This is a genomic window from Streptomyces sp. R35 (assembly GCF_041053035.1).
Lineage (GTDB): Bacteria > Actinomycetota > Actinomycetes > Streptomycetales > Streptomycetaceae > Streptomyces > Streptomyces lutosisoli.
Map to the genome: position 1 here is coordinate 6651622 of NZ_CP163440.1, position 24499 is coordinate 6676120.

Annotated in this window: 23 protein-coding genes and 1 pseudogene; 21 read left to right on the forward strand and 3 right to left on the reverse strand. The window is 68.3% G+C overall.

Annotation, left to right across the window (positions count from 1 at the left end):
• Positions 1-37 precede the first annotated feature (37 nt).
• The 17 genes and pseudogenes from AB5J50_RS30330 to AB5J50_RS30410 all read left to right on the forward strand — a co-directional run.
• Positions 38-196: pseudogene (locus AB5J50_RS30330) on the forward strand (type I methionyl aminopeptidase); the annotation flags it as partial.
• Positions 197-337: 141 nt separating this feature from the next.
• Complete coding sequence (gene infA / locus AB5J50_RS30335; protein WP_003948620.1) at positions 338-559, forward strand: translation initiation factor IF-1; 222 nt, start codon at positions 338-340, stop codon at positions 557-559.
• Between the two features lie 70 nt (positions 560-629).
• Positions 630-743, forward strand: coding sequence for a 50S ribosomal protein L36 (rpmJ, locus tag AB5J50_RS30340; RefSeq protein WP_003998809.1), 114 nt, complete (start codon positions 630-632; stop codon positions 741-743).
• A 210-nt stretch (positions 744-953) separates the two neighbouring features.
• Entirely contained in the window at positions 954-1334 is a 381-nt protein-coding gene (gene rpsM, locus AB5J50_RS30345; protein WP_148010033.1) for a 30S ribosomal protein S13, read from the forward strand.
• Positions 1335-1403: 69 nt separating this feature from the next.
• The gene (rpsK, locus tag AB5J50_RS30350) at positions 1404-1808 is read left to right on the forward strand and encodes a 30S ribosomal protein S11 (RefSeq protein ID WP_003956432.1); all 405 of its coding nucleotides are present in this window, start codon (positions 1404-1406) and stop codon (positions 1806-1808) included.
• 129 nt (positions 1809-1937) lie between these two features.
• Positions 1938-2960 (forward strand): DNA-directed RNA polymerase subunit alpha, encoded by a 1023-nt coding sequence (locus AB5J50_RS30355; protein WP_003966937.1) that lies wholly within the window; start codon positions 1938-1940, stop codon positions 2958-2960.
• A gap of 187 nt (positions 2961-3147) precedes the next feature.
• A complete protein-coding gene (gene rplQ / locus AB5J50_RS30360; protein WP_327431007.1) occupies positions 3148-3660 on the forward strand; it encodes a 50S ribosomal protein L17 in 513 nt (170 codons plus the stop codon).
• 91 nt (positions 3661-3751) lie between these two features.
• Positions 3752-4609 carry a tRNA pseudouridine(38-40) synthase TruA gene (truA, locus tag AB5J50_RS30365; RefSeq protein ID WP_369261339.1) on the forward strand — a complete coding sequence of 286 codons (858 nt, stop codon included), beginning with the start codon at positions 3752-3754 and terminating at the stop codon, positions 4607-4609.
• Between the two features lie 370 nt (positions 4610-4979).
• Positions 4980-6395, forward strand: a complete 1416-nt coding sequence (locus AB5J50_RS30370; protein WP_369265548.1) for a glycosyltransferase family 2 protein — start codon at positions 4980-4982, stop codon at positions 6393-6395.
• The gene (locus AB5J50_RS30375) at positions 6395-7384 is read left to right on the forward strand and encodes a glycoside hydrolase family 26 protein (RefSeq protein ID WP_369261340.1); all 990 of its coding nucleotides are present in this window, start codon (positions 6395-6397) and stop codon (positions 7382-7384) included. The genes AB5J50_RS30370 and AB5J50_RS30375 overlap by 1 nt, the downstream gene beginning before the upstream one ends.
• Positions 7381-8979 carry an ArnT family glycosyltransferase gene (locus AB5J50_RS30380; protein WP_369261341.1) on the forward strand — a complete coding sequence of 533 codons (1599 nt, stop codon included), beginning with the start codon at positions 7381-7383 and terminating at the stop codon, positions 8977-8979. The genes AB5J50_RS30375 and AB5J50_RS30380 overlap by 4 nt, the downstream gene beginning before the upstream one ends.
• Positions 8976-10502 (forward strand): glycosyltransferase family 39 protein, encoded by a 1527-nt coding sequence (locus AB5J50_RS30385; RefSeq protein ID WP_369261342.1) that lies wholly within the window; start codon positions 8976-8978, stop codon positions 10500-10502. Before AB5J50_RS30380 ends, AB5J50_RS30385 begins: the two co-directional genes overlap by 4 nt.
• 417 nt (positions 10503-10919) lie before the next feature.
• A complete protein-coding gene (locus AB5J50_RS30390; RefSeq protein ID WP_369265549.1) occupies positions 10920-12335 on the forward strand; it encodes a glycosyltransferase family 2 protein in 1416 nt (471 codons plus the stop codon).
• Positions 12335-13342 carry a glycoside hydrolase family 26 protein gene (locus AB5J50_RS30395; protein ID WP_369261343.1) on the forward strand — a complete coding sequence of 336 codons (1008 nt, stop codon included), beginning with the start codon at positions 12335-12337 and terminating at the stop codon, positions 13340-13342. Before AB5J50_RS30390 ends, AB5J50_RS30395 begins: the two co-directional genes overlap by 1 nt.
• On the forward strand, positions 13339-15138 hold the full coding sequence (locus tag AB5J50_RS30400; RefSeq protein ID WP_369261344.1) for an ArnT family glycosyltransferase: 1800 nt from the start codon (positions 13339-13341) through the stop codon (positions 15136-15138). Before AB5J50_RS30395 ends, AB5J50_RS30400 begins: the two co-directional genes overlap by 4 nt.
• Positions 15139-15193: 55 nt before the next feature.
• Positions 15194-16534 (forward strand): UDP-glucose/GDP-mannose dehydrogenase family protein, encoded by a 1341-nt coding sequence (locus AB5J50_RS30405; RefSeq protein WP_369261345.1) that lies wholly within the window; start codon positions 15194-15196, stop codon positions 16532-16534.
• Entirely contained in the window at positions 16531-17283 is a 753-nt protein-coding gene (locus tag AB5J50_RS30410) for a polyprenol monophosphomannose synthase (RefSeq protein ID WP_369261346.1), read from the forward strand. The genes AB5J50_RS30405 and AB5J50_RS30410 overlap by 4 nt, the downstream gene beginning before the upstream one ends.
• A 27-nt stretch (positions 17284-17310) precedes the next feature.
• Here the strand turns inward: AB5J50_RS30410 and AB5J50_RS30415 are convergent, their stop codons facing one another.
• On the reverse strand, positions 17311-18198 hold the full coding sequence (locus tag AB5J50_RS30415) for a hypothetical protein (protein WP_369261347.1): 888 nt from the start codon (positions 18196-18198) through the stop codon (positions 17311-17313).
• 74 nt (positions 18199-18272) lie between these two features.
• Here AB5J50_RS30415 and AB5J50_RS30420 point away from each other — a divergent pair, with 74 nt between their 5' ends.
• The 4 genes from AB5J50_RS30420 to glmM all read left to right on the forward strand — a co-directional run bounded on the left by AB5J50_RS30420 (position 18273) and on the right by glmM (position 22222).
• Positions 18273-19484 (forward strand): glycosyltransferase family 87 protein, encoded by a 1212-nt coding sequence (locus AB5J50_RS30420; protein WP_369261348.1) that lies wholly within the window; start codon positions 18273-18275, stop codon positions 19482-19484.
• A 185-nt stretch (positions 19485-19669) separates the two neighbouring features.
• Complete coding sequence (gene rplM / locus AB5J50_RS30425) at positions 19670-20113, forward strand: 50S ribosomal protein L13 (protein ID WP_319206688.1); 444 nt, start codon at positions 19670-19672, stop codon at positions 20111-20113.
• Positions 20114-20155: 42 nt separating this feature from the next.
• The gene (gene rpsI / locus AB5J50_RS30430; protein WP_327431018.1) at positions 20156-20683 is read left to right on the forward strand and encodes a 30S ribosomal protein S9; all 528 of its coding nucleotides are present in this window, start codon (positions 20156-20158) and stop codon (positions 20681-20683) included.
• 180 nt (positions 20684-20863) lie between these two features.
• Entirely contained in the window at positions 20864-22222 is a 1359-nt protein-coding gene (glmM, locus tag AB5J50_RS30435) for a phosphoglucosamine mutase (RefSeq protein ID WP_369261349.1), read from the forward strand.
• 196 nt (positions 22223-22418) lie between these two features.
• Here glmM and AB5J50_RS30440 read toward each other — a convergent pair whose 3' ends face one another.
• Positions 22419-23354: a DUF389 domain-containing protein gene (locus AB5J50_RS30440; protein ID WP_327431020.1), complete on the reverse strand. Its 936-nt coding sequence runs from the start codon at positions 23352-23354 to the stop codon at positions 22419-22421.
• A 23-nt stretch (positions 23355-23377) separates the two neighbouring features.
• Entirely contained in the window at positions 23378-24367 is a 990-nt protein-coding gene (coaA, locus tag AB5J50_RS30445; protein WP_327431021.1) for a type I pantothenate kinase, read from the reverse strand.
• Between the last annotated feature and the right edge of the window lie 132 nt (positions 24368-24499).

Genomic DNA, 24499 nt, shown 5'->3' on the forward strand with positions numbered 1-24499 from the left:
GACCGCCGGTCGGAGAGAGGGGCGTGGGGAATCGGTCGACTGGACAGTCATCACGACCGACGGCACCTGGTCCTCGCACTGGGAGCACTCGGTCGCCCTGACGGCGGAGGGCCCGCTGGTTCTGACGGCGCCTGATGGCGGCAAGGCCAAGCCGGCGGAGTACGCAATCACCGCGGCGCCGGACCCTCTGGCTTAAGGATCTCCATTGCAGGGCATTCTTTCTCGATTCGTCTTTCCGAGGGCCCTGACGTAGACTGACTCGTCGGCTCTCGTGCACCCGCATGTCTGCATGCAAGCGTGCGAAGTCGATCAAGGTAGTCGATTCGAAGGGCGAAGCGTGGCCAAGAAGCAAGGTGCCATCGAGATCGAGGGCACTGTCGTCGAGTCTCTGCCGAACGCCATGTTCAAGGTTGAGCTCCAGAACGGCCACCAGGTCCTGGCACACATCAGCGGCAAGATGCGTATGCACTACATCCGCATCCTCCCTGACGACCGGGTCGTGGTGGAGCTGTCTCCGTACGACCTGACGCGTGGCCGGATCGTCTACCGGTACAAGTAGATCTTGCCTTTACTCCGTGTTCCCGGTTCCGGGACGCGGGGGGTGGCACTGACCCGGAGAACCTCACCTAATGAAGGTCAAGCCGAGCGTCAAGAAGATCTGCGACAAGTGCAGGGTGATCCGCCGTCACGGCCGGGTCATGGTCATTTGCGAAAACCCGCGCCACAAGCAGCGCCAGGGCTGACGCACGACCGCACCTTCTGCACCCGCAGATACTTCGCGCGACGCAAGCAGTACATGTTCATACGCAGAATCCAGGGCTGAATCTCATTAGCCCTGACACCCCCGGTCGGAGGCCGGGGACCCGGTTCGTACCGAATCTTCCGAAGAGGAGACGACGGCGGGCGGGATTCGGTTCTGCGGAAGACCTCCGAACGACAACTGGAGCCATTGAATGGCACGCGTTTCCGGTGTTGACATCCCGCGTGAAAAGCGTGTGGAGGTCGCCCTCACCTACGTGTTCGGCATCGGCCGGACCCTTTCCCAGCAGACGCTGGCCGAGACCGGTGTGAACCCGAACACCCGCGTTCGCGACCTCTCCGAGGAGGAGCTGGTCAAGATCCGCGAGTACGTGGACGCCAACCTGAAGACCGAGGGTGACCTCCGTCGCGAGATTCAGGCCGACATCCGCCGCAAGGTTGAGATCGGCTGCTACCAGGGTCTGCGCCACCGTCGTGGCCTGCCCGTCCACGGTCAGCGCACCAGCACGAACGCTCGTACCCGCAAGGGCCCGCGTCGCGCCATCGCCGGCAAGAAGAAGCCGGGCAAGAAGTAGTCCTCAGCGGACAACGCTTCACCAGCGGTCTTCGCTGTAGGACCGACCACCTCCCCGTAGGAGTAATAGATGCCCCCCAAGGGTCGTCAGGGCGCCGCCAAGAAGGTGCGCCGCAAGGAAAAGAAGAACGTCGCTCACGGGCACGCTCACATCAAGAGCACGTTCAACAACACGATCGTCTCGATCACGGACCCCTCGGGCAACGTGATCTCCTGGGCCTCCGCCGGCCACGTCGGCTTCAAGGGCTCGCGCAAGTCCACCCCCTTCGCCGCGCAGATGGCCGCCGAGTCGGCCGCCCGCCGCGCGCAGGAGCACGGCATGCGCAAGGTTGACGTCTTCGTCAAGGGTCCCGGCTCCGGCCGTGAGACCGCGATCCGTTCCCTCCAGGCCACGGGCCTCGAGGTCGGTTCGATCCAGGACGTCACCCCCACGCCGCACAACGGCTGCCGTCCGCCCAAGCGCCGTCGCGTCTGACGCACGGCCACGGGCTGGTGGTTTGAGGTTTTCGGGCGGTACGGCTCCGCAAAAGGGCCGTATCGCCCGTACCCTTGCAGTACTCAAGGACATCAAATAGTGGGTGTCCATGACTGAAGGATTCACTTCATGCTGATCGCTCAGCGTCCCTCGTTGACCGAAGAGGTCGTCGACGAATTCCGCTCCCGGTTCGTGATCGAGCCGCTGGAGCCGGGCTTCGGCTACACCCTCGGCAACTCCCTGCGTCGCACGCTCCTCTCCTCGATCCCCGGTGCGGCTGTCACCAGCATCCGGATCGACGGCGTTCTGCACGAGTTCACCACCGTGCCGGGCGTCAAGGAGGACGTCACCGACCTGATCCTCAACATCAAGCAGCTCGTCGTCTCCTCGGAGCACGACGAGCCGGTCGTGATGTACCTGCGCAAGCAGGGTCCGGGTCTGGTCACCGCCGCCGACATCGCGCCCCCGGCCGGTGTCGAGGTGCACAACCCCGACCTCGTCCTCGCCACGCTCAACGGCAAGGGCAAGCTGGAGATGGAGCTGACCGTCGAGCGCGGTCGCGGTTACGTCTCCGCCGTTCAGAACAAGCAGGTGGGCCAGGAGATCGGCCGTATCCCGGTCGACTCCATCTACTCGCCCGTTCTGAAGGTCACGTACAAGGTCGAGGCGACCCGTGTCGAGCAGCGCACCGACTTCGACAAGCTGATCGTCGACGTCGAGACCAAGCAGGCCATGCGTCCGCGTGACGCCATGGCTTCCGCGGGCAAGACGCTGGTCGAGCTCTTCGGACTCGCCCGCGAGCTCAACATCGACGCCGAGGGCATCGACATGGGCCCGTCCCCCACGGACGCCGCCCTCGCCGCTGATCTCGCCCTGCCGATCGAGGAGCTCGAGCTCACCGTTCGGTCGTACAACTGCCTCAAGCGTGAGGGCATCCACTCCGTGGGTGAGCTCGTTGCCCGCTCCGAGGCTGACCTGCTCGACATCCGCAACTTCGGTGCGAAGTCGATCGACGAGGTCAAGGCCAAGCTCGCCGGGATGGGCCTTGCGCTCAAGGACTCCCCGCCCGGATTCGACCCGACCGCTGCCGCCGACGCCTTTGGTGCCGACGACGACGCGGACGCCGGGTTCGTCGAGACCGAGCAGTACTAAGAGCTCGGGACCGACTGCCGGTTTTTGGCTGCGGGACCGTTGTGGCTGGTCGCGCCCACGCGACGGAGTCGCATATCGACACCGCCCCGCGCCCCTTACGGGGCGCGGGTCTCCGACGGGTGATCGCCCGCTCGGACACTGACCTCGGTACCTGATACGGCCGGGGCAGACACCTAGGAGAAACACCATGCCGAAGCCCACCAAGGGTGCCCGTATGGGCGGCAGCGCCGCGCACGAGAAGCTGCTCCTCGCGAACCTCGCGAAGTCGCTCTTCGAGCACGGCCGCATCACCACCACCGAGGCGAAGGCCCGTCGCCTGCGCCCGTACGCGGAGCGTCTGGTCACCAAGGCGAAGAAGGGTGACCTTCACAACCGCCGTCAGGTGCTCGCGGTGATCACGGACAAGAGCATCGTGCACACGCTCTTCACCGAGATCGGCCCCCGCTACGAGAACCGCCCGGGTGGCTACACCCGTATCACCAAGATCGGTAACCGTCGTGGCGACAACGCGCCCATGGCTGTCATCGAGCTGGTGGAGGCCCTGACCGTGGCCCAGCAGGCCACCGGTGAGGCCGAGGCGGCCACCAAGCGTGCCGCCAAGGACGCCGAGGTCAAGGCTGAGGCTCCGGCCGAGGTCGTCGAGGACGCCAAGGTCGAGGACGCCGCTGAGGCTCCCGCCGAGGAGTCGAAGGACGCCTGAGGCACTGCCTTGCTGTGAGCGGGTCCGTCCCTTCGGGGGCGGGCCCGCTTTCGCGTATTCGAAGTGGTTGCGGTGCTGAGAGGATCTAGGTGTGAGTGACGAAGCACAGCCCGGTTTCGTGCGGGTGCGGATGGATCTGTCGTACGACGGGACCGCGTTCTCCGGGTGGGCCAAGCAGGCCAGCGGGCGCAGGACCGTACAGGGGGAGATCGAGGACGCGCTGCGGACGGTCACCCGGTCGAAGGACACCACGTACGAGCTGACCGTCGCCGGGCGCACCGACGCCGGTGTGCACGCGCGCGGGCAGGTGGCGCATGTCGATCTGCCCGAGGAGCTGTGGGCCGAGCACGAGGAGAAGCTGCTCAAGCGGATGGCCGGACGGCTGCCGAAGGACGTGCGGATCTGGTCGCTGAGGGAAGCCCCCAGCGGGTTCAACGCGCGGTTCTCCGCGGTCTGGCGGCGGTATGCGTACCGGGTGACGGACAACGCCGGGGGAGTGGATCCGCTGCTGCGCAATCACATCCTCTGGCACGACTGGCCACTTGACGTCGACGCCATGAACGAGGCCGCCCAACGGCTCGTCGGACACCACGACTTCGCCGCCTACTGCAAGAGGCGCGAGGGCGCCACGACCATTCGTACGCTCCAGGAGCTGAGCCTGGTGCGGGATGAGGACGGGATCATCACCGCGACCGTTCGCGCCGATGCCTTCTGCCACAACATGGTGCGGTCGCTGATCGGGGCGCTGTTGTTCGTGGGGGACGGGCACCGCGGGCCGGACTGGCCCGGGAAGGTGCTGGGCGCCGGCATACGGGATTCGGCTGTTCATGTCGTACGGCCGCACGGGCTGACGCTGGAGGAAGTCGGCTACCCGGCCGACGAGTTGCTGGCCGCGCGGAACAAGGAAGCGCGGAACAAGCGGACGCTGCCGGGGGCGGGCTGCTGCTGAGTGCGGGATGATTTAGGGTATTTCCGTACTTATACGGCACTTCGGGTAAGCGTTCCAGTAGTTCGGGTTAAGTGTGGATCTTTACGGCCGCGTCACCGCGGCGGCCGTGGAAGCCCGACCTAGATTTCCCCGAGCGTCGCCTCGTCCGGTGCGAGGCGGGCGGTCTGTGGAGATCCGTATGAGTTCAGTCGAGGCCGCCCGTGTGGTGGGCCCCGGGACAAGACGGCAGCCAACCCTGCGGCCCACGGCGAGCGCGCCGACGTCGCCGGGTCTGCTGCCCGCGCCCCCGTCGGACGTCGAAAAATACGCCTACGCCAAGCGCCGCTTGCCGGTGCTGGCCGTCAGTTCGCTGGTCAGCATCGGCTGTCTGATGCTGAGTCAGTTCAGACTGGCCTCCTCCACCCCCCTGTTGTGGATGTTCACCCCGTTGCTGACGTTCACGCTGCTCTACTACGTGATCTCGCTCCGGGTGAACCTGTTCACTCGCGATTTCGACCTCGCGCAGCATGGGCGGCTCGTCCGCGGCTGGCGCCCGGCGGCCTATCCCGCGGTCGATGTCTTCCTGCCGGTGTGCGGTGAGCCGATCGAGGTGCTGCACAACACCTGGACGCATGTGCGGGCGCTCGCGGACCGCTATCCGGGCGTCTGCAAGCCGTTCGTCCTGGACGATTCGGCCAGCCCCGAACTGCGCGCCATGGCCGCCGACTTCGGCTTCCGCTATGACACCCGTACCAACCGCGGCTGGTTCAAGAAGGCCGGGAATCTGCACTTCGGATTCAGCTGCACGGACGGCGCGTACATCCTCATCCTCGACGCCGACTTCGCGCCCCGCGCGGATCTGCTGGAGGAACTGCTCCCGTACATGGAGGCGGACGAGCGGCTCGCGATCGTCCAGTCCCCGCAGTACTTCCGGGTACTCGACGCGCAGAACTGGATCGAGCGCGGGGCGGGTGCGGTCCAGGAGCTGTTCTACCGGGCCGTTCAGGTCTCCCGGCAGGACCGCGACGGGGCGATCTGCGTCGGCAGCTGTGCCGTCTACCGGCGTGCGGCGCTGGAGGAGAACGGCGGCACCACTCTGATCGAGCACTCGGAGGATGTGCACACCGGCTTCGACCTGCGCCGCCTCGGCTGGGACCTGCGCTATGTGCCGGTCGCGCTGTCGGCCGGGGTGTGCCCGGACAACGCCGATGCCTTCTTCAACCAGCAGTACCGCTGGTGCGCCGGCTCGATGAGCCTGCTGGGCAGCGCGAAGTTCTGGCAGACCAGGCTCAGGTTGTCCAGCAGGCTCTGCTATCTGTCGGGCTTCTTCTACTACATCCACACGGCGCTGTTCACCTTCGCGGCGCCGGTGGTCCCGATCGTGCTGCTGCTGGCGTTCCCGGACAAGCCCAGTGTCGAGACCCTCTGGCTGGTGCTGCCCAGCGTCCTCTACACCACGATCGTGTTCCCGTTGTGGCACCGGGTTCCCTACCGCCTGGAGGCGTGGGCGGCCCGCATGATGTACGGCTGGGCGCACGTCTTCGCGATCTGGGACATCCTGCGCGGCCAGCGCATGAGCTGGCAGGCCACCGGCGCCTCGGCCACCAAGAAGAGCCGGGCCCGAAGGCGCTGGATCGGCCTGTGGCTGTGGGGCGGCGGAACTTCACTGCTGTGGGTGGGCGCCGCGGCCTGGCGCATGCTCACGCTCTCCGCTCCCGATTTCGGCCTCCTTCTGTCCTCGGGACTCTTCTACGCCCTGATCGTCGGGCGGGTCCTGCTGCAGCCTCGTTCGATCGGAGCCAACTGATGCGCCTCGCCCGTGCCACCGCCGCCATGCTCGTGCCCCTCACCGCCGCCACGCTCGCGGTGACGGCCTGCGCCCCGGGCTCCACCGCCCACAGGGCCGACGCCTCGGCGGCGGCCGCGCCCCAGGAGCTGACGTACGACGTACGCCCGTTGCTCAAGCCGGCGAAGAAGTACTTCGGGGTCTCCCGGGCCGAAGCCCCGCACTCCATGAAGCCGGTGGACGACTACGCCAAGATGGTCGGCAAAAGGCCGAACCTCATCGCGTACTACGCCGCCTGGGGCGACGGATTCGACGCCACGGGCGTGCGCAACGCCTGGAACTCCGGCGCGCTGTCCGTCGTGTCCTGGGAGCCGCAGAGTCTTTCCCTCACCAAAATCGCCGACGGCAAGTCCGACGACTACATCGAGAAGTACGCGAAGGCGACGCGCCGCCTGAACCTTCCGACCGTGATCAGCTTCGCGGACGAGATGAACGGCGACTGGGAGAAGTGGGGGATCACCGAGACCACGCCACGGGAGTACGTCAGGGCGTGGCGGCACATCCACGACATCTTCGAGGACGTCGGCGCGACCAACGTGATCTGGGCCTGGTCGCCGAACATCATCGAACCGGGCAGCCACACGGACCTGAGCCCCTTCTACCCGGGCGACAACTACGTCGACTGGGTCGGCCTGATCGGATACTTCACCGACTGGGACCCGCACACGTTCGATGGCCTGTTCGGGCCGACCACCACAGAGGTGCGCAGGTACAGCAAGAAGCCGATGATCGTCCTGGAGACGGGCGCCATGCCCGGCCAGCGCAGGGCCAGCCATGTGCGTGCCCTGTTCGACGGCGTCTCGGCCGCCCCCGACATCATCGGATTCGCCTGGTTCGACTACAACAAGCGCTCCGACTGGCGGCTGTCGGTGAATCCGGACGGCCTCGCCGAGTTCAGGCGCCTCGCCGCGGACCGTCTCTACGGCTTCGACGTGCGGGGGGTTCGATGACGTCCACCGAGCGGGCCCATGTGGTCCACCCGGCAGGACCGCAATCCGGTGAACGGACGGTCCCGTATCGCGTCCCGGTGGTCCCCGAGGCGGCCTGGAGCATGGCGGGCTGCAGCCGGCGCACCTGGATCAGCCGGGCGATCCTGCTGTGCATCCTGGCTTTTCAGGCGACGCTGTCGCTGCGGCTGCACAACACCGCGTTCCAGGACGAGGCGCTGTACCTCAGCTCCGGTCATGCGCAGATCGCCCATCTGCTGCACGGCACACCGATGCCGATGAACTACGGGCAGTTCTTCTCGGGCTCTCCACTGCTGTATCCGGTGGTGGCCGCGGTGGTCGACGCCAAGTTCGGACTGGAAGGCGCCCGCCTGCTGAGCCTGTTCTTCATGCTCGGCGCCAACACGTTCGTATATGCCATGACCCGGCGGCTGTTCAGCGAGCGGCCGGCGCTCGCCGCGTCCGCGCTCTACGCGGTGATCCCGTCCACGATCATGCTCGGCTATTTCGCCACCTACGACGCGGCGGCGATCTTCCTGCTCGCCCTGGCGGCCTGGATCATCGTACGGACCGACCGGGCACCTCTCGCGGCCGTGCTCCCGGCCGCACCGGTCGCGGTCCTCGCGGTCGCCACCAAGTACGCCGCCGGGCTCTTTCTGCCGACGCTGGTCGTGCTCGCCGCAGTCGTCGCCTGGCCGCACCGCGGCAGGTCGAGCCTCGTACGTGCCGTGCTGCTCGTGATCGGTGTGGCCGTTCCGGTCGTCGCCGGGCTCTACTACAGCGACGTACTCGAAGGTGTGCGCAAGACCACCACCGCACGGGTGCACGGCACCGACGGGCCGGGGGCCCTGCTGTGGCTGAGCGCTGTCTGGGGCGGTCTGATGTTCCTGACCGCGTGCTTCGGCGCCGTCGCGTACGCCCGCCGGGGCCGGATGAACGAATCGCCGCAGGCAGAGCGACTCGGCGACCCGGGCAGACGCTGGCGTGTCCTGCTGGGTCTGCTGCTCTGTGGCACAGCGCTGCTGGCCCCGGCCTACCAGATCCACCTGGCCGCCACCATCTCGCTCAACAAGCACGTGGGATTCGGCCTGCTGTTCGCCGCGCCCATGGCCGGTGTCGGACTGACCCGGCTCGTGGGCGCGCACTTCCGGTTTCCCCAACTCGCCTGTGTCCTGTGGGTCGCCACGCTCTGTGTGGGGCTGACCAAGTCGACCGAGTGGTTCGGCTCAAGGCCCGATATGAGCCGGCTCAACGCGGTGCTCAGGGAACACGTCACCCCGGGCGCGGGTCACTACCTCGCCGAGACGCCGGAGGTGCCCGTGTACTACATGCACGACATCACCGACGCGACCCGGTGGTCGTCGCTCTACTACATCGACTACAAGGACGCCCATGGAACCATGCACCAAGGCGTGGACGGCTATCGCAAGGCGCTCGCCGACGGCTGGTTCGATCTGGTCGTGCTCGATGGGGTCGCCATGCGGCGGATGAACCCCGTCATCACCGAGGCCGTGCGAAGCAGTGGCAAGTACCGCCTGCTGGCGGCCGTGCCGTACGGCGACAACGATGACAGCTTCCGGGTGTGGGTGAAGCGATGACCTCCTCCACCGCGGATCTCGCCGTCCGCCCGCCGTGTGCCGCCGGGACAGCAGCCGCCGACCGGCCGGCACGGGAACGGTGGGCCGCGCTCCTCGTCTTCCTGCTGCCCATGGCCGTCGCGATGGCCTGGGTCCTGCCCAGCATCGGCCATCGCCAGCTGTGGCGCGACGAACACTGCACCTGGTGGGCGTCCTCGATCGGGTACCCGGACCTGGGCTTTCTGATCGAGCACATCGACGTGGTCTTCACGCCCTTCTACGCCTCCATGCACGTCTGGATCGCACTCGTCGGCACCTCGCCGACCGCCCTGCGACTGCCCGAGGGGCTCGCCATGGCGGCGTCGGCGGGGCTGCTGGGACTCATCGGGCGGCAGCTGTTCACGCGCCGCGCGGGGCTGCTGGCGGGCCTGCTGTTCGCCCTGGTCCCGACGGTCACGCGGTACGGGCAGGAGGCGCGCCCCTACGCCTTCGCGGTGTTCTTCTCCCTGCTCGCGACGCTTCTGCTGCTGCGTGCTCTGGAGCGGCCGACGCTCAGGATCTGGACGCTCTACACGCTGGCGGTCGCCCTGACCGGGCTCAGCCACCTGGTGGCTCTCAGCGTGGTGGCGGCCCATGGCGTGGCGGTCCTGAGGGCCAGACGCGGTGGTCACCACTTCGCGCACTGGGCGTTCGGCTGCGCGGTGGTGATGGGCACGTCGATGCTCCTCCCGATGGTCGCCAAGGGCTCGGGGCAGGCCGGCCAGATCGCATGGAACGAAGCGAGCCTTCTGGACGTGGCCACGTACCCGAGGGATTTGTTCGGGTCCTGGTTCGCCGGCGTGGTGGTGATGGCGCTCGGCGTCGTCGGGCTGCTGATGGCCGGTCACAAGGCGCTGATGCCGGCGGTCTGGGCGGCGCTGCCGCCGGCTTTGACCTTCCTCACGTCCGACCGGCTCCATCTTTTCCTGCCCAGGTATCTGCTGTTCACCATCCCGGCCTGGCTGCTGCTCGCGGCGGCCGGTGCCGACCGATGTGCGGAGGGGCTGATCCGCCTGGGGTGGACGGGGCGCCGGGGGCGGGCGGCGGGCTGGGTGCTGGTGACCGGAGCCGTGGCCGGATTCGCGTTCCAGGTGTTCCCCGCGGTCGCGACGGCCCGTCAGGACCTCCCGGGAGAGCCCGACTACGCGGGCGCGGGACGCATCGTGAGGGCTGGAGAGCGCCCCGGTGACGGAATTGTCTACGACGGCGAGTTCAGCGAGCGCAAGGCCATGGCGTACGAGCTGCGCGGGGGTGCCCGTCCCAAGGATGTCCTGATGAGGCTGACGCCTCAGGAGATCGGCTGGTACTCGGCGGCCGAGTGCGATGTGCCCGCGGACTGCCTGGCCGGCTATCGGCGCCTCTGGCGGGTGTCGACCCCGACGGGCGGTGCGCACTCCGTGATGAGAGCGCGCACGGCCGCGGCGCTGGCCCAGCAGTTCAGGGTCGTGCGCACCGAGCGGCTGCACCATCTGACGGTCGAGCTCCTGGAGAGCCGCAGTCGCTGACCCGTGCGCAACCGGTGTACCAAGTGTGAAACCTATTAGTTACCTGTAATTTCCACGCAGATGAGTCACATGTCGGGACTTACCGGGCGTAAGTCGCTAGTTGACTCTTACATCATTCTTACCCCTCGGATAGCATTTCGTCTCCCGGCCAATAGTTCGATATGGGGTGGCTGGGTCAGGTGGGGGTCATCGGGTCACTTCCGGCCCGGGGGTAGGTTTTGCATGAGTTCAGTTGGGCCTGTCCGCACGGGTGGGCGCCGCACTACGCGGCAGAGCGGCAGGCGAAGAGCTGGGCGCGGCGGACAGGTTTCCCTGGGATTGCTGCCGCTGCCGCCCAGCGAGGCTGAGAAGTACTCGTACGCCAAGCGGCATCTGTGGATTCTGACGATCAGTTCGCTGGTCAGCTTCCTGTGTCTGATCGTGAGTCAGTTCAAGCTGGCCCAGTCGACGCCGGTGCTGTGGATCTACACGCCGCTGCTCGTCTTCACGGTGATCTATTACCTGATCTCGCTGCGGGTGAACGGCTTCACGCGGGACTTCGACATCAAGCACCACCGGCGTCTGGTGGCGAACTGGCGGCCCGAGGTCTATCCCTCGGTCGACGTCTTCCTGCCGGTGTGCGGTGAGCCCATCGAGGTGCTGCACAACACCTGGACGCATGTGCGGGCGATGGCCGACCGGTATCCGGGTGTCTGTGTGCCGTTCGTGCTCGACGACGGGGCCAGCTCCGAGCTGGAGGCGATGGCCCATGACTTCGGGTTCCGTTACGGCACCCGGGAGAACCGCGGCTGGTTCAAGAAGGCGGGCAATCTGCACTTCGGCTTCGGCCAGTCGGACGGGGAGTTCTGCCTCATCCTCGACGCCGACTTCACGCCGCGCGCCGACCTGCTCGAAGAGCTGCTGCCGTACATGGCCGAGGACCCGCGCGTCGGGATCGTCCAGTCGCCGCAGTACTTCCGCGTCCTGGACTCGCAGAACTGGATCGAGCGCGGTGCGGGCGCCGTGCAGGAGCTGTTCTACCGTTCCGTCCAGGTGTCCCGGCAGGGCAGCGACGGCGCGATATGCGTCGGCTCCTGTGCCATCTACCGGCGGGCCGCCCTGGACACCAACGGCGGTACGACGCTGATCGAGCACTCCGAGGATGTCCACACGGGCTTCGATCTGCGCGGCCTGGGCTGGGACCTGCGGTATGTGCCGGTCGCCGTGTCCACCGGGGTGTGCCCGGACAGCGCGGGCGCCTTCTTCAACCAGCAGTACCGCTGGTGCTCGGGCTCGATGAGCCTGCTCGGCAGCAAGAAGTTCTGGCAGCGGAAGATCAAGCTGTCCAGCCGCCTCTGCTACATGTCGGGCTTCTTCTACTACATCCACACGGCGCTGTTCACCTTCGCGGCGCCGGTGATCCCGATCGTGCTGCTGCTGATGATGCCGGAGAAGCTCAAGGTCGAGCATCTGCTCCTGGTGATACCCAGCATCGTCTACACCACGATCATCTTCCCGATGTGGCACCGGGCCCCCTACCGGCTGGAGGCCTGGGCGGCCCGCATGATGTACGGCTGGGCCCATGTCTTCGCGATCTGGGACATCCTCCGCAAGAACCGCATGGGCTGGCAGCCGACCGGCTCCTCCGGCGCCAAGAAGAACAAGACCCGGCGCTTCTGGATCGGCATGTGGGTGTGGAGTGGCGGCACCGCCCTGATCTGGGTGGGCGCCGGGGCGTGGCGGATGTTCACCATGAACGCCCCCGACTTCGCCCTGATCCTGTCCTCCGGACTCTTCTACGCCCTCGTCGTGGGCCGGGTTCTGGTCCAGCCCCGAGCCGAGGCGGCCGCCTGATGCTGTTCACCCGTGCACGGTCCGCCGTGCTCGCGCTCTCCGCGCTGCTCATGCTCAGCGGCTGCTCGCTGCTCGGCGACGACGCCGACGCGTCGGCCTCTTCCGGGGGCGCGAAGTCGAAGCCCTCGGCGAGCGCCGAGTCGGACGTTCCCTACGACGTCGTCCCGCTGCTCAAGCCGGCGAAGAAGTACTACGGGGCGGCCGTCGCGGGCGCCCCCACCTCGATGAAGAACGTCGACGCGTACAAGAAGATGACCGGCAAGCAGCCGAACCTGATCGAGTACTACGCCGGGTGGGGCGACGGCTTCGACGCCAGCGGGGTCCGCAAGGCCTGGGGCGAGGGCGCCCTGACGCTGATGTCCTGGGAGCCCTTCGACGTCTCGTTCACCGACATCGCGGCCGGCAAGTCGGACGCGTACATCAAGAAGTACGCGACGGCGGTCCGGAAGCTGAACCTGCCCGTCGTGATCGACTTCGCCGACGAGATGAACGGCCACTGGGAGAAGTGGGGCACCCAGAACGTCACGCCCCAGCAGTACGTGGCCGCCTGGCGGCACATCCACGACGTGTTCCTCGACGCCGGGGCCTCGAATGTGATCTGGGCCTGGGCGCCCAACATCATCAACCCGGTCAAGAGCGTCAAGCTGAAGCCGTACTACCCGGGCGACAGCTATGTCGACTGGGTCGGCCTCGTCGGCTACTTCACGATCGGCGAGGACAACGCCTTCGAGAGTGTCTTCGGTCCGTCCCGGGACCAGATCCGCACCTTCACCAAGAAGCCCATGCTGCTCCTGGAGACCGGGTCCATGCCCGGCGAGCGGCGCCGCGCCGACATCCGCAACCTCTTCGCGGGTGTGGAGGCCGACGACAACATGATCGGTTTCATCTGGTTCAACCACCGCAAGCGTGCCGACTGGCGGCTGGAGGCGAGCCCGCTGGCCCTTGAGGAGTTCAAGCGCCTCGCCGCGAACGACCTCTTCGGTTTCGACGTACGGAAGTCGCGATGAACGCCGGACAGAACCACTACACGCCGCAGCCCTACGACCCGTACGGCGCGGACGACGAGGACGGCTCGTGGTTCAACTCCGAGGGGCAGCCGGCCGCGTACCAGCAGCAGTACCAGGGGCAGCACCAAGGGCAGTATCAGGAACAGCAGCAGTACCAGGGACAGCAGCAGTACACCCCGGGCATCCCCGAGCAGCGGCACAGTGACCAGCCCACGTACGCGCTGCGCACCGTCGAGCAGGTGCCCGTCGAACCCGCCTACACGATTCCCGAGACGCCGGACGCCGGGTGGGACGACACTCCCAGCCGGCGGCGCTCCTGGGTGAGCCGCGGGGTGCTGCTGTTCGTCCTGGCGATCCAGGCCGTGCTGTCGCTGCGGCTGTCCAACTCCGCCTTCCAGGACGAGGCCCTGTACCTGGCGGCCGGGCACAACATCATCGACCACCTGATGAACGGCGCACCGCTGCACAGCGATTACGCGTCGTACTTCTCTGGCTCGCCGATGCTGTACCCGGTGGCGGCCGCGGGCGTCGACGGATACTTCGGGCTGTCCGGGGCGCGGCTGCTCAGCCTGCTGTGCATGCTGGGCGCCACCAGCCTGCTGTACTCCTTCACCCGGCGCATGTTCAACGAGCGCGTCGCGCTGGTGGCCGCCGCCCTGTTCGCGGTCACCCAGCCGACGATCGTGCTGGGCTGGTTCGCCACCTACGACGCGCCCGCGATCTTCCTTCTCGCGCTGGCCGCCTGGATCGTCGTACGCACCAACCGGGCGCCCGCGGTCGCCGTGCTGCTCGCGGCACCCGTGATGGTCCTCGCCGTCGCGGTGAAGTACGCGTCCGCGCTGTACGTGCCCACGCTGATCGTGCTCGCCGCGCTGACGGCCTGGCACCACCGCGGCTGGCGCTCCCTGCTGCGGGCGGCCCTGCTGACCGTGGGCACCGGTGTGCTCGCCGGCGTCGGTCTGATGTACACCAACGTCCTGGCGGGCGTGAAGCAGACCACCACCAACCGCGCGCACGGCACCGAGGCCGCCAGGGATCTCCTGGAGAAGTCGGGGGAGTGGGGCGGGCTGATGTTCGCCACGGCCTGCGCGGGAGCGTACTTCTACGCGCGGCGGGGCCGGATGAACGAGTCCCCGCGCTCGTACGGGCTGCACGGGCCGGGATGGCGCTGGCGCACGCTGCTCGGGCTGCTGCTGACCGGTACGGCGTTGCTGGCCCCGGTGTACCAGGTCCATCTGCAGACCTCCGTCTCGCTCTACAAGCACCTGGACTTCGGTCTGCTCTTCGCCGCTCCGATGGCGGGGATCGGCGTCATCCGCCTGGTCGGCAAACACTTCCGCTACCCCCAGCTGGGCATCCTGATCTGGGTCAGCGCGCTGTGCCTCGGCGTCTCGCAGTCGGAGTGGCGCTTCGGCCTGTGGCCGGACTCGGCGCCGCTCGTCAAGGCGATCGAGCCGTACATGAAGCCCAAGGGCAAGTATCTGGGCGCCACGTACGAGGTTCCCGTCTACTACCTGCGGGACAAGACGGAGCACTCGCAGTGGACCTCGACGTACGGCATCGGGTACGCGGACAAGAAGGGCGTCGTCCACCACGGCAACGAGGGTTACCGACTCGCGCTGAAGGACGGCTACTTCGACCTCGTCGTCCTGGACGGCATCGCCACCCCGGAGTTCGACAAGTACCTGGAGCGACAGGTGCGCGCGAGCGGGCACTACCGCCTGGTCGGCGAGATCCCGTTCAAGCTCAGCTCGGGCGGCAAGGGCACGTACAAGATCTGGACGAAGACGTCCTGAGCGCCGCTCACCTCTCACCTTTTCGTTGCTGATTCCCGTAGGAAAGGCCGTGCTCATGCGGCTCACAGTCATAGGCACCGGCTATCTCGGTGCCACCCACGCCGCCTGTATGGCGGAGCTCGGCCACAACGTGCTCGGCGTCGACGTCGACCCCGACAAGGTGGCCGCGCTGGCCGCCGGGCGGGTGCCGTTCCACGAGCCCGGGCTCGGCGAGCTCGTGCGGAAGCATCTCGCCTCGGGGCGGCTGCGCTTCACCACCTCCTGTGAGGAGGCGGCGGCTTTCGGCCAGGTGCACTTCGTGTGTGTCGGGACCCCGCAGCGCAAGGACTCCGAGGGTGCCGACCTCACGTACGTGGACGCGGCGTTCGCGGCGATCGCCGAGCACGCGTCTCAGGGCGCACTGCTCGTCGGGAAGTCCACCGTGCCCGTGGGGACCGCCCGGCGGCTCGCGGACGCGCACGCCGTGGAGGTCGCCTGGAACCCGGAGTTCCTGCGCGAGGGCTTCGCCGTCCAGGACACGCTGCGGCCGGACCGGCTGGTGTTCGGGGTCGAGTCGGAGCGGGCGGAAGCGATCCTCCGAGAGGTGTACGCCCCCGTCCTCGCCGCCGGGACCCCGCTCGTCACCGCCGACTTCCCGACCGCCGAACTGGTCAAGACGGCGGCCAACGCCTTCCTCGCCACGAAGATCTCGTTCATCAACGCGATGGCGGAGGTGTGCGAGGCGGCGGGCGGTGATGTCTCCGTACTGGCGGAGGCCCTGGGGCACGACGAGCGGATCGGCGGCAAGTTCCTGCGTGCCGGTGTCGGCTTCGGCGGCGGCTGTCTGCCCAAGGACATCCGCGCCTTCGCCCACCGCGCCGGCGAACTGGGCGTCTCGCTCGGCTTCCTGCGCGAGGTCGACGCGATCAACATGCGGCGCCGGGACAAGGTGGTCGCCCTGGCGCGCGAGCTGTGCGGAGGCGGGGTGCTGGGCGCGCGGATCGCCGTCCTGGGCGCCGCGTTCAAGCCGGACTCGGACGACATCCGCGACTCGCCCGCGCTGAACGTGGCCGCACGGCTGAAACTCGACGGTGCCGACGTCACGGTCTACGACCCCGAGGCGATGGATAACGCCCGCAAGGCGTTTCCGCTCCTCGGGTACGCGGTCTCGGCCGAGGAGGCGCTGCGCGGGGCCGACCTCGTGCTGCATCTGACCGAGTGGCCGCAGTTCCGTGCGCTGGACCCCGGGCGGCTCGCCTCGTTGGTCTCCCGTCCGCGGATCGTGGACGGCAGAGGCGTGCTCGACGCGGACCGCTGGACCGCGGCGGGCTGGCAGTTCCGGGCGCTGGGAAAGCCCGCGCCCGCAGGGGAGGGGCCCTTTGGGGAGGGCTCTTTTGGGGAGGGAACACAGAGATGACGGACGAGAGCTACGCCGGGGTGCCGGTCACCGTGGTGATGCCGACGTACAACGAGGCCGCGAATCTGCCCCGGATGGCTGAGGCGGTCCTTCAACTGCCGCTCGCCGGGCTCCACTTGAAGATCGTGGACGACTCCAGTCCGGACGGCACCGGGCGGATCGCCGAGGAGCTCGCCGAGAAGTACAACGCCGACGGACAGCGCCGGATGAGCGTGCTGCACCGGACCGAGAAGGACGGTCTGGGGCGGGCGTACACGGCCGGGATGAGCGCCGCGCTCGACGAGGGCGCCGAGTACGTCGTGCAGATGGACGCCGACGGCAGCCACCCCGTGGACGCCGTCCCCCGGATGCTCGGCACGGCCGTGGCCACCGGCGTGGGGCTCGTCATCGGCAGCCGGTACGTCGAGGGCGGCTCGCTCGACGAGGACTGGGGCGCGCACCGGGTGCTGCTCTCGCGCTTCGCGAACGGGTACGCGCGCGCCGTGCTCGGCACCAAGATCCGGGACATCACCGCCGGGTTCAACCTGTGGTCGGCTTCGACCCTGCGCGATGTCGACCTGGCCACGCTGGACAGCGCGGGCTACAGCTTCCAGGTCGAACTCAAGTACAAGGCCGTACGCGCCGGACACAGCGCGGTGGAGATCCCGATCCGCTTCGAGGAGCGGACCGAGGGGGTCTCCAAGATGACACTGCGTACGCAGCTGGAGTCGGCGGTCGTGCCGATCCGGCTGCGGCTGAAGCACAAGTAGCGGGCTCCCGCGTCGGCGGTGGCCCGGCTACTCGTTGGCCGCCGCCGACGCCTGGGCCTCGCCCCGCCGGCGGATCTGCCGGAAGGCGAACTCGGCGAGGTCGTCGCCGGTCGTGAAGACCTTGGTGTCCTTGGTCGTCACGTCCTTGCCGTTGGTGAAACCGGCGAGCGTGAAGTAGGCGTAACGGCCGTAGGAGTTGGTGGTCGAGCGGCAGACCGCCGCGTCGCAGAAGGACTTGACGTTGTTGCCGGACAGCGAGCTGATGATGCTCTTCTTGTCCGCGTCGCCCTTGGCCCTGGTCGCCTGGGCCTCGGTGTCGAAGACGGCCACGCCGACCGTCACCGCGACGCCGTCCCTGGTGTAGGTGACACGCAGGACGCGCGTGCAGTCGTTCTTGGTGAGGACCCGGGGCAGGGTGCCCTTCGCGGCCGAGGTGCAGCTCTTCGTGTCGGCCGTCGGACCCTTGCGGTAGACGCGGTCACCCATCGTGAGCTGCGTACCGGGGAAGAGGATGTCCGGGCTGAGCGCCGCCGTGTCCTTCTCCGCGCTGGATATGAAGTCCTTGGGGTCCAGCGGCGGAGGGGCCGAGGTCGGCGCGAACGACGGGGCCGGAGCGGTGGTCTCGCTCGGGATGTTCGCGGTCGCCGGCAGGTTGGAGGGCTGGTTCGAGGCCTGGCTGTCCCCGTTCGCGGACACGACGGCCACGGCGACGGCCGCGCCGACCGCGACCGTGGCCAGCGCTCCGCCGCCTATGAACAGCACTCTGCGGCGCTTGTTGCGTGACTCGGACGCCTCGGCGAGTGCCGCCCAGTCGGGAGTCCGATCGGTGTTCTGGCTGCCCCACTGAGGCTGCTGAGAACCCGGCTTCCAGGGATCCCACGGGGGCTGCCCCTGCCCACCCTGCCCATAACTCATGCGCCGCATCTTAGACGGGCGTCGGGGGGTGCCGTTCCGCTTCACCGTGCACTTGAGCCCCTAGCGTGACCTGCATGAACGAGGGCAAAAGTGACATCTGTGGGTGGTTCGTGCGGCAGGCGTCCTGGCATGCGTGGGCGGTGCTGGCCGTGGTGCTGTACGTGCCGGTGGTGAACGTCGCGCGCGCCGGCTCGGACGGCGGGATGGACAACGCGATCGTCGTCCGGGCGGCCCGGACCTGGCTGGACGGGGGCTCGCCCTACGCCGACCCGCACTTCCTCTATCTGCCGGGCGCGGTGCTCGCGGCCGTCCCGCAGGCGCTGCTGCCGCTGTCCGTACTGCGGGTGCTGGTCCCGCTGACGGTGACCGGGCTGCTGGCGGCGGGCTGGGCCTGTGCGCTCCGGGTCCATGAGATCTCCTGCCGCAGCCGCTTCGCCGTGCTCGGCCTGACCGGGCTCGCGCTGGGCTTCGCACCCTTCGGCCACCTGGTGACGCTCGGCAACTGGACGGTGACGGCGGCGGCCGCGCTGCCGCTGGGGCTGCTGTGCGCGGTGCGCGGGCGCTGGGTCCTGGCGGGGGCGGTGATCGGTGCAGCGATCGTCCTGAAGCCGCTGCTCGCGCCGGTGGCGCTGCTCTTCGTCCTCGCCCGGCGGTGGCGGGGGCTGGCCGCCCTGGTGCTGGTCCCCGCGGTGGCCTCCGGCGGGGCGGCCCTGCTGATGCCCGACCCTGCGGGATTCGTCACACGGACGCTGCCGTTCCTGCTGCGGGGGCACGACAATTTCGTACGGATGTACGAGGCATCGCCGGGGGCGGTGCTGGCCCGGCTCGGGGTGCCGCAGGGGGCGGCGGCCTCGATCGCCTTCGCGGCCGCCGGCGCGGGGGTCTGGTGCGCGTACCGGCGCTGGAGCCGTACCGATCCCGGGCCGCTGCGGCTCGCCGAGACCGCCGCGACGCTGATGCTCTCGGCGTTCCTGGTGTCCCGGCCCTCGTACGACCACTATCTGCTCGTCGTCCTGCCCCTGCTGCTCGCGGGTGTGCCGCACCCGGGTTCCGTGGCCCGCGGCCCCTGGTTCTGGCTCGCCCTGCTGCCGCAGGTGCCGGGTTTCAGCTGGCCCTGGCTGGAGCCGGTGACGCGCCGGGCCTTCCGGGACTGCCTTACTCTTTGTGTACTGGCCGCCGCGGTGGCGACAGCCCGGCGCCCGGCGCCGGACGGACCCGCACCGGCACCCCAGCCAGTCACGGACCGCGAGGCCCGCGTTTTGACCCGTACGGGGAAGCGCGGGTAAGCTCGCAGTTCGTTATGTGTATTGGCTTGCTCATTCTCACGTGAGGGGCCCTTACACCGGTCCACCGGGGCCGATGACCAGCGACCAGCGTGCGGTATGCGTCACCGCCATGCGGTCAGGGCTGTCGTGATCGTCCGTGGTGGCCATGTCAGGACCCACTCACTGAAGAAGCGAAGGCTACGACCGTGCGTACGTTCAGCCCCAAGCCCGGCGACATCACTCGCCAGTGGTACGTCATCGACGCCCAGGATGTCGTCCTGGGTCGTCTCGCGACCACTGCCGCGAACATCCTGCGGGGCAAGCACAAGCCGATTTTTGCCCCCCACGTCGACGCTGGTGACTTCGTCATCATCATCAACGCGGACAAGGTGCACCTGTCCGGCAACAAGAAGACCCAGAAGATGGCTTACCGCCACTCCGGCTACCCGGGTGGTCTGCGCTCCGTCCGTTACGACGAGCTGCTGGCCAAGAACCCCGAGAAGGCCGTCGAGAAGGCCATCAAGGGCATGATCCCCAAGAACACCCTGGGCCGTCAGGTGCTCTCGAAGCTGAAGGTCTACTCGGGCGACCAGCACCCCCACGCTGCCCAGCAGCCGGTGCCGTTCGAGATCACCCAGGTCGCGCAGTAGTTCCGGCCACCCCCTAAGACGAAAAAGAATCTGAGGAGAATCGTGGCCGAGACCACCGTTGAGCAGCCGGTCGAAGAGACTGAGACCGAGCTTGTCGACATCGAGAGCTACACCAGCGAGTCCGAGGTGCCCGTCGAGGGCGAGTACACCTCTGAGTCGCTCGCGGGCCGCTTCGGTGACCCGCAGCCGGCCGCCGGCCTGGGCCGTCGCAAGAACGCCATCGCCCGCGTCCGGATCGTCCCGGGCACCGGCAAGTGGAAGATCAACGGTCGCACCCTTGAGGACTACTTCCCCAACAAGGTGCACCAGCAGGAAGTCAACGAGCCCTTCAAGGTGCTCGAGCTCGACGGCCGCTACGACGTCATCGCCCGCATCTCGGGTGGCGGCGTCTCCGGTCAGGCCGGTGCCCTGCGCCTCGGCGTGGCCCGCGCCCTGAACGAGGCCGACGTGGACAACAACCGCGGCGCCCTCAAGAAGGCCGGCTTCCTCAAGCGCGACGACCGTGCGGTCGAGCGCAAGAAGGCCGGTCTCAAGAAGGCCCGCAAGGCCCCGCAGTACAGCAAGCGTTAATCTTCGCTGCCTGCTCGTACGCGTCGCAGTACGCGTAGTACGTCCGATCGCCCCGGCGGCACGCCACAGTGCCGCCGGGGCGTTCGTTTATCACAGACATGGGCGTATAACGGCACAAGGTGCTCAAAGGCTCGTGTGATCGGATGACTTCCGAACTCTGAAGCTTCCTCAGGAGGACAAGTGGGACGACTCTTCGGCACGGACGGCGTGCGCGGTGTCGCCAACGCGGATCTGACGGCCGAGCTCGCGCTCGGGCTCTCCGTGGCGGCGGCGCACGTACTGGCCGAGGCGGGCTCGTTCGAGGGCCACCGGCCGGTCGCGGTGGTCGGACGGGACCCGCGCGCGTCCGGGGAGTTCCTGGAGGCCGCCGTGGTCGCGGGCCTGGCCAGCGCGGGCGTGGACGTCCTGCGGGTCGGTGTGCTGCCCACCCCGGCGGTGGCGTATCTCACCGGCGTGCTCGGCGCCGACCTCGGCGTGATGCTCTCGGCCAGCCACAACGCCATGCCGGACAACGGCGTCAAGTTCCTCGCACGCGGCGGGCACAAGCTCGACGACGAGCTGGAGGAGCGGATCGAGGCCGTCTACGACGAGCACCGCACCGGCGCTCCCTGGGACCGCCCCACCGGCTCGGGAGTCGGGCGCGTGCGCTCCTACACCGAAGGGTTCGACCAGTACGTCGCCCACCTCATCGGCGTGCTCCCGAACCGTCTAGACGGTCTGAAGATCGTCCTCGACGAGGCGCACGGCGCCGCCGCCCGGGTGTCGCCCGAGGCCTTCTCGCGCGCCGGTGCCGAGATCATCACGATCGGCGCGGAGCCCGACGGCCTGAACATCAACGACGGCTGCGGCTCCACCCACCTCGGCCTCCTGAGGGCCGCCGTCCTCGAACACGGCGCCGACCTCGGCATCGCGCACGACGGCGACGCCGACCGCTGCCTCGCCGTGGACCACACGGGCGCCGAGATCGACGGCGACCAGATCATGGCCGTACTCGCGCTGGCGATGCGGGAGCGTTCCGCACTGCGCTCCGACACCGTTGTCGCGACTGTCATGTCCAATCTGGGCTTCAAGCTGGCCATGGAGCGCGAGGGAGTCTCCGTCATCCAGACCGCGGTCGGTGACCGTTACGTCCTGGAGGAGATGAAGGAGCACGGCTACGCGCTCGGCGGCGAGCAGTCCGGGCACGTGATCATTCTCGACCACGCCACCACCGGCGACGGCACGCTGACGGGCCTGCTGCTGGCGGCCCGGGTCGCCCAGACCGGGCGTACGCTCCAGGACCTCGCGTCCGTCATGGAGCGGCTGCCGCAGGTGCTGATCAATGTGCCCGACGTCGACAAGTCGCGGGTGGGGACGTCTGCGGAGCTGGCTGCGGCGGTGGCTGACGCCGAGCGGGAACTTGGGTCTACGGGGCGGGTGTTGCTGCGGTCTTCCGGGACGGAGCCGCTGGTTCGGGTCATGGTCGAGGCTGCGGATATTGACCATGCGCGGTCGGTGGCGGGGCGGTTGGCTGATGCGGTGAAGTCTGCGCTGGGGTAGTGCCGGGGCCGCCGGGTAGGGGTGGGGGTTCTGTGTGTTGCGGGCTGCGGGAGCGTCGTGGCTTGTCGCGCAGTTCCCCGCGCCCCTAAAAGATTGCGCCGTTCCCCGCGCCCCTAAAAGATTGCGGCGTTCCCCGCGCCCCTAAAAGATTGCGGCGTTCCCCGCGCCCCTAAAGACTGCGCCGTTCCCCGCGCCCCTAAACGGGCACGCTTGTCCGTTGTCTGGCCCAGAACCACTTCTGGAGCAGCAGGGTGAGGGTGCCCGCCAGGATGATGCCGCCCAGGTTGGCCAGGAGCTGCCAAGTGGAGCCCCACATCTGGGAGTAGTCCTTGTAGCTGAAGGCCACGGCGGCGTTCGCGGCGGCCGGGACGGTTGTCACCGAGATCGCCACGCCGATCAGCGCGCCCGACTTCGCGGACGTGAGGGACAGGGTGCCGGCGATGCCCGCCAGGAAGGCCACGACGAACGACATCCAGTCGGGGTTCCAGATGAAGGCCGTGTTCGGCCGGGCCGCCTCCACCATCGACTGCTCGAACAGCCCGAACTGGTCCAGCAGCCAACTGAAGCCCGCCGTCAGCACCATCGCCACCGCGAAACCGGCGAGCAGCGCCCACAGTGAGCGCCACACCAGGTGCGGGGCCCGCCGCACCAGCGCCGTGGAGATCCCCGCGAGCGGGCCGAACTCCGGGCCCACGGCCATCGCGCCGACGATCAGGATCGCGTTGTCGAGCATCACACCGCAGGCCGCGAGCATCGTCGCGACCGCCAGCAGTGCCACATAGGTGACACTGAGCGTCGACTCCTCGTGCGAGGCGTCCGCCAGGTGCTCCCACAGCACCGCGTCCGCGCCCTCGCCCGGCGCCTCGGCCTCCGCCTTGTCGGCGCGCTTCGACAGCGACAGGTCGATGTCCTCGACGGCGATCGAACCGGTCTTGTCGAGCTCCAACTCCCTGAGACCGCCGATGAGTTCGTCGCCCGCCTCGCGCGCGACGTCGCACATCACGACGTCCCCCGCGGGGTTGCGGGCGGCGCCCGGCAGGACCACGAGGTGGGTGGTGCCGACCGTCTTCTCGATGAGGCGTACGACGTCATCGGTGCGGTCGGCGGGCGTGATCAGGCGCAGGTGCAGCATGGGCGCAGAATAGTCGTACGGGATTACAGCTTGCGCAGGCTCAGCCGCTGCACCTTGTGGTCCGGGCCCTTGCGCACGACGAGGGTCGCCCGGCCGCGGGTCGGGGCCACGTTCTCCAGCAGGTTCGGCTTGTTGATGGTCCGCCAGGTCGTGCGGGCGTAGTCGAGCGCCTCCTCCTCGGAGACCTGGGTGTACCTGCGGAAGTACGAGTCGGGCTTCTGGAAGGCCGTCGCGCGCAGCTTGCGGAAACGGTTGAGGTACCAGGCCTCGATGTCCTCGGCGCGGGCGTCGACGTACACGCTGAAGTCGAAGTAGTCCGCGAGGCCGACGCGGGTGCGGCCGTCCTTGCCGGGCAGGGCGGGCTGCAGCACGTTCAGGCCCTCGACGATGAGGATGTCGGGGCGACGGACCGTGAGCTTCTGGTCAGGCACGATGTCGTAGATGAGGTGCGAGTAGACGGGGGCCGTCACCTCGTCCTTGCCCGCCTTGATGTCGGCGACGAACCGGGTCAGGGCGCGGCGGTCGTACGACTCGGGGAAACCCTTGCGCGACATCAGGCCGCGCGCCTCCAGCTCCTTGGTGGGGAGCAGGAAACCGTCCGTGGTGACCCGCTCGACGCGCGGGTGCTCGGGCCAGCGCGAGAGCAGGGCCTGGAGGAGGCGGGCGACGGTGGACTTGCCGACGGCCACGGACCCGGCGACCCCTATGACGAACGGGGTGCCGGCCTGGGAGCCCTTCTCGCCGAGAAAGGTGTTGAGGGCGCCTCTGAGTCCGTCGGTGGCACCGACGTACAGATTGAGCAGTCTGGACAGCGGCAGATAGATGTCCCGCACCTCGTCGAGGTCGATGACATCGCCCAGACCGCGCAGCTTCTCGACCTCCTCGGCGTTCAGCGGGAGCGGCGTCTTTTCGCGCAGCGCGCTCCACTCGGCACGGGTGAGGTCGACGTAGGGAGTCGCCTCCGGCTTGGGCCGGTGGGCGCTCCGCTGCAACGGGGAGACCGGAGAGATCACAGTCCATTGTTACGGGAGTATGGACGGGATGGGGCGTGGGGTCCGTCACGCGGGGTACTCGGTGACCTCCGCCGAGGGTGGCTGGAATTTCCGATATCGGGCACGCGGTGCCGGGTTCGGGCGGGCCTCGGA